Annotated in this window: 3 protein-coding genes and 1 pseudogene; 2 read left to right on the top strand and 2 right to left on the bottom strand. The window is 63.4% G+C overall.

Features of this window, described 5'->3' with window-relative positions; translation table 11 throughout:
* Positions 1–268: pseudogene (locus ACZM96_RS09320) on the bottom strand (hypothetical protein); the annotation flags it as partial.
* Positions 269–1494: 1226 nt separating this feature from the next.
* Here ACZM96_RS09320 and ACZM96_RS09325 point away from each other — a divergent pair.
* The gene (locus tag ACZM96_RS09325) at positions 1495–2763 is read left to right on the top strand and encodes a glutamate-5-semialdehyde dehydrogenase (RefSeq protein ID WP_489488724.1); all 1269 of its coding nucleotides are present in this window, start codon (positions 1495–1497) and stop codon (positions 2761–2763) included.
* Positions 2764–2767: 4 nt separating this feature from the next.
* A complete protein-coding gene (nadD, locus tag ACZM96_RS09330) occupies positions 2768–3457 on the top strand; it encodes a nicotinate (nicotinamide) nucleotide adenylyltransferase (protein WP_489488725.1) in 690 nt (229 codons plus the stop codon).
* 561 nt (positions 3458–4018) lie between these two features.
* On the opposite strand, the gene ACZM96_RS09335 is transcribed toward nadD, so the two are convergent.
* Positions 4019–5332, bottom strand: a 1314-nt coding sequence (locus ACZM96_RS09335) for an autotransporter outer membrane beta-barrel domain-containing protein (RefSeq protein WP_489488726.1), incomplete at its 5' end; no start/stop codon positions are given.

The raw sequence follows: 5332 nt of genomic DNA on the forward strand, positions 1-5332 counted from the left end.
GACGGGCGTCCTTCACCTGTTCTTCGCGATACCACTGCCAGCCGGCCACGCAGAGAATGACCAGCACCACGACCACCACGCCGGCGGCGATTTTGCGGGCGTGAGTGAGCACGAAGTTCCAGAGGGGCGCGGCTTCGGGGCTGACTTCGGCCTGCATTTCGGCGCTGAAATTGGGAATGTTCACGCCGCCCATGACGGGATCGGCGCCCTTGCGGAAGGCGGGCTGAGACAGAGGCGTAGGTTTCTGAATGGTGGGACGCTGTGCCATGTATGACTCCTTGACAGGGGAGAAGAGGACAAAAGGAAAGGCCGGATGACTTTCCGGCGCATGGAAGCACGCTAGTAGAGACTGACATAAATGTCAAACACAGACGCAGAAACAGTGCGGTTTTTCTGGTGTTCGGGCGGCATTTGCGGATTTCGTCAGGGGGAATGCCGTTACTGCACGCAGGAGTCCTGCGGAAACGCGTCTGTGCACGGATGACGAGGGGGGAAGACTTGCCTGCATCGCCCCGCGCGGAACGGGGTCGACGAAGTCAGGGCAGGCTTTTTTTGATGCATCGGGGCGGGAGCCTCTTCCGCCGTTTTTGCGGAGGTCTCTTTCGGGCCGCGTTTTTCCCCGAGGCGTTCTGTTTCCGAGTTGCGTCCCTTTCCCTTGATGTATCCTTTAAATTAAAGAGCAGCCCGCCGAAAAGCACGCAGGTCCGTTTGCGCCAGACAGGCTGTACGGCCTGCGGAACTTGCACGACGGGCATTGCGTTTAACGGCGGGAGTGAATTCCGGCTACTTGCCTCCGTCGGCGCGGGCGACATTTTTTCTCCCGAGTGCCGCAACTGCCCATTTGCGCAAGACACACTGTACTGTCTGCATCGCTTGTACGACAGCGGCTGCGTTTAACGCCGGAAGTGGATTCCGGCTACTTGCCTCCGTCGGCGCGACTGCCTGAAGGCAGGGCGCGGGCCCCAGAGCGTTGAGAGACGGCCTTCCGCTCGGCATGGGCGAACCTGCCCTCGGTGTTCCCTCCAACATATCTGGCAGACTCCCCATATCGCCCGGGATGAGAGCGTTGAGAGCGCGTTTCCCGGGCGGCATTTACGAAATCCGCCCTCGACGTTACCTCCCCAAAAATCTGGAAATCCCATCCTTTGACACGACTGTCCGACTTTTTGTCGGACAGGAGTCGGCCACCGCAGGTGGGCGCAGCAGCGCACACCTGCACTGCGTCCGCGGCCCGAATAGCGCCTGCCAGGCACACCATCCCTCGCAGCCTCTGCCTTTCCAACGTCCCGCCTGTTTTCGGCAACGCGTTTTGCCCGCACGCTCCCGCCCCGCCGAGGGCGCAGCCATCGGCGGAAACAGGGGGGCGCGGGGGGAATTATTTCCCCCGCATGCCTTTTCTGCCTTTCCCGTCTTTCCTCTCAATTGCCGAAATTGTCTTTGACTCGGGGGGCGGGGGACCGTATGCTTGGCGCATGTTTTTCTAAGGAGTTGGCAATGGAAGAAAGAGAAATCCGTGAAGCCGTGCGTCTTGCCGGCAGAAAGGCGAAGGAAGCTTCCCGCCGGATGGCGGCGGCGAGTTCTGCGTCGAAGGTGCGTTTTCTGGAGACGCTGGCCTCGCTGCTGGAGGAGCGGGAAGGGGAGCTTCTGGCGGCCAACGGCAGGGATCTTGAAGCGGCCCGGCTTGCGGGGCTGGATGCGCCGCGCATGGACAGGCTGCGTCTGACGCCCGCCATTCTGGCCGACATGGCCGGGGCGTGCCGCTATGTGGCGTCGCTGCCGGATCCCGTGGGGGCCATGGATTCCCAGTGGCAGCGGCCCAACGGGCTGCTGGTGGGGCGCATGCGCGTGCCGCTCGGGGTGGTGGCCATGGTGTACGAGGCCCGGCCCAACGTGACGGTGGACGCTTCCATTCTCTGCCTCAAGGCGGGCAATGCGGTGATATTGCGCGGCGGTTCCGAGGCGCTTCATTCCAACGTGGCGCTGGCGTCGGTGCTGCACGAGGCGCTGAGCTCGGCGGATCTTCCCGGCGACGCGGTGCAGTTCATCGACATCACGTCGCACGACGCGGTTTCCGAGCTGTGCCGTCTTGACGAATTTGTCGATGTGCTCATCCCGCGCGGCGGCGAATCGCTGGTGCGCGCGGTGACGAGTCAGGCCACCATGCCCGTGCTCAAGCACTACAAGGGCGTGTGTCATGCCTTCATCGACGAGAGTGCCGATCTGCCGCAGGCGCTCGACATCGTGTACAACGGCAAGGTGCAGCGTCCGGGCGTGTGCAACGCGCTGGAATGTCTGCTGGTGCATGAGGCCGTGGCCGAGGCGTTCCTGCCCATGGTGGCGGAAAAGCTCGGCGGCGCGGGGGTGAGCTTCCGTGCCGACGCCTCTTCGCTGCCGCTGCTCGGGCCTTCGGCCGTTCCCGCCGCTGCCGACGATTTCGGCCGCGAGTTCCACGATCTCATTCTTGCGGTGCGCGTGGTGCGCAACATGGATGAAGCGCTGGCCCACATTGCGAAGTACGGCTCCAATCATACGGAGATCATCTGCACCACGAATCACCTGAACGCCATGCGTTTCCTGCGTGAAGCCGACGCCTCCATGGTGGCGGTGAACGCTTCCAGCCGCTTCAACGACGGCGGACAGCTCGGCCTCGGCGCGGAAATAGGCATCAGCACGTCGAAGCTCCACGCCTACGGCCCCATGGGCGTGAAGGAACTCACCACCACCAAGTTCGTGGTGTTCGGCCAGGGGCAGGTGAGGAAATAGCTTCATGGGCGCTACGGGCATACTCGGCGGCACGTTCAACCCTGTTCACAACGGACATGTGCGCCACGCCATAGAAGTGGCGGAAGCGCTGGGCCTTGAGCGTGTGCTGCTCATGCCCTGCGCCACGCCTCCGCATAAAGAAAGCGCCGGACTGCTGCCCTTTGACATTCGGGTGGAACTCCTGCGCGCCGCGGTCCGCGACATTCCGTTTCTCGGCGTGGAAACCCTGGAAGGCGAACTCGAAGGCCCTTCGTACACCTGGCGCACGCTCCGCGAATGGGGCCGACGCCACGAAGGCGAAGAGCTGCCCTATTTCATGATGGGGGCGGAATCCTTCGCCGCGCTCGATACCTGGAAGCACGGCCTGGAACTCCCGCACTTCGCGCACCTTGTCATGGTGCCGCGCAACGGCGACGACGGAAGCGTGTTCCATGAAAGCATCCGAACCTTCTGGCCCGGCAGCCTCCCCGACGACAGCGACGTGCCCCTGGGCCGCGAAACCGTTCCCCTCACGGGCGGCGGATGCTGCACCTTCCTCCCCGTGCCCAGACTCGATATCAGCTCAACCTTCATCCGCGCCCGCTGGCGCGCCGGCCGCAGCCTCGCCGGCCTCCTCCCCGAAGCTGAACTTCGCGCCCTCAACGCCCGCGCCGCCGAAGTCTCCGCCTGCTGGGCCACCGCCCGCGTGCGGTGAGAGAGGAAAGGCAGGAAAGGCAGAAAGACAGAAAGGCAGGAAAGGCAGCGGGGGAGATAATCTCCCCCGCGCCCCCATGTTTGCGGCCGTGCGCTGTCGCGCCCGTCCGCGGAGGGGGGGCGATGGCGTTGCCTGTTCAGGTGCGCTGATGGCGCTTGTTCGCGGAAACAAGGGGAGATTTTGCGGGGAAAGGGCTGAAAAGCGTGGGATTGCCTGCCGGGAGGGCAGGACGGAAGTCTCGGAACTCAGGCGGTCGGGTACGGAACTCAGGCGCTTTTATGCAGGCGCGCAGGCTCGGACCGAAGGGAACGTCAGTGGGCAGAGCCGGAGAGCAGCGCCGAAAAGCAGCGCCGGATGAAAAATTTCGGACGGAAGATGTCAAATTAAAGGAAGAAGACCGGGAGAGAGGCCCGGTCTTCTTTTTTTGCTGAACAGATATTCAGCTTTTTCCGAATGGTTTCAGAGTGTTGCCGAATAGGCGTTCGGCGTTTTGCCGAACGGCGCTCGGTTCCTGCTGAATAAGGGGTCAGCATTTGCCGGGCGCTGTTCGGCGTTGATGGGTTAGAACTTCCAGCTGATGCCGAGGCTCACGTTCTGATCGGTTTCGTGGCGGGAGGTCTGAACGCCGTAGTTGAGGCCGAGGGCGAGATTGCCCTTTTCGGCCTGCACGCCGAGGGTGCCCGCAAAGCTCGTGGAATCCATGATGCGGGTGTTCACGCTGTCGAGCGCGCCGATGCCCGCATAGGACACCTTTGTGGTGCTTTTCTTGTCGCCGGCGGCGGGAATCACGGAGACGTCGGCGAGGGGCTTTATGTTCCATCCGGAGACGTCGATGTCCTTGGACACGGTGACGCCCACGGGGAACTGCACGATGTTCTTCGTGTCGGAATCCACGGAGTTCAGGGTGGAGCCGTTGATCTTCAGCTCGTGCTTGTCGGTGTTGAGGGAGGTGTAGCGCACTCCGGCATGAGGCACGAAGTCGGCGACGGGGGTGTTTATCCGGTATTCGGCGCGCATGTCGGCGACGAAGGCGGTGGTGTCCACGTCGGCCTTGGCCTGTCCCATGCCCATGGCGGCGGGCATGTTGAGGCTCACGTCGTGGGTGCCGATGGAGTAGCCCACACTGGAGATGAGGTTGAAGTCGCCGAGTCTCCATCCGGCGTAGAGGTTGAAGCCGCCGAAGTTGTAGGAATTGCTCACGGAACTTGCCGTGCCGCCGCTTTGGGACTTGCCGCCGCCGCCGTTGACGGCCGCGCCTGCGCGCACCTTGCCGCCGAGGATTTCACCGACTTCGGTGTCTGCGCCCAGAATGAGGCCGCCGTAGTTGCCGCGCACGGAAGCGCCGGAAGTCGCCATGCCGTGGGTGTAGGTGTTGCCGTACATGGGAGTGGCCCAGACGTCCACGCCGTCCTTGTGGATGTTGCTTTCCTGGCCGAAGAAGCTCAGCGACAGGTGATGCGCGAGCTGATCGACGCCGGCATCGGCCACGCGCAGGGCGGTGTTCTGCACGCCCGCGGTGACGGCGGCGCGGGAGGTTTCGTTGACGAGCGCCGTGGCGGTGTGATCGTCGGCGATGAACTGGGCGTTGTCCATGGCGCGGCTCAGGAAGCGGATGCCCATGGATTCGGCGTCGGTGTTGTTGAGGCTGCCGTTCATCATGGCGTTGAGGGCGTTGACGGGAATCACGCCGGGCAGGGTGCGGCCTGCGTCCTGGGCCTGGGTGTGAACCTTGACCACGCCGCCGTCGGTGGAGATTTCGGCCTCGATGAGGCGACCGGCGAGGAGATTGGCGCTTTTCCAGTAGTCGCCGGAATCGGAAGCGAGGCCGGAGGTCACGGTGTAGGATTCACCGGAGCGGGCGTTGGCGATGTAGAG

The organism is Mailhella sp. (genome assembly GCF_057866825.1).

Coding starts and splice junctions, on each gene's coding strand:
- ACZM96_RS09325 (WP_489488724.1), top strand. CDS start 1,495: ATGGAAGAAAGAGAAATCCGTGAAGCCGTGCGTCTTGCCGGCAGAAAG.
- nadD (WP_489488725.1), top strand. CDS start 2,768: ATGGGCGCTACGGGCATACTCGGCGGCACGTTCAACCCTGTTCACAAC.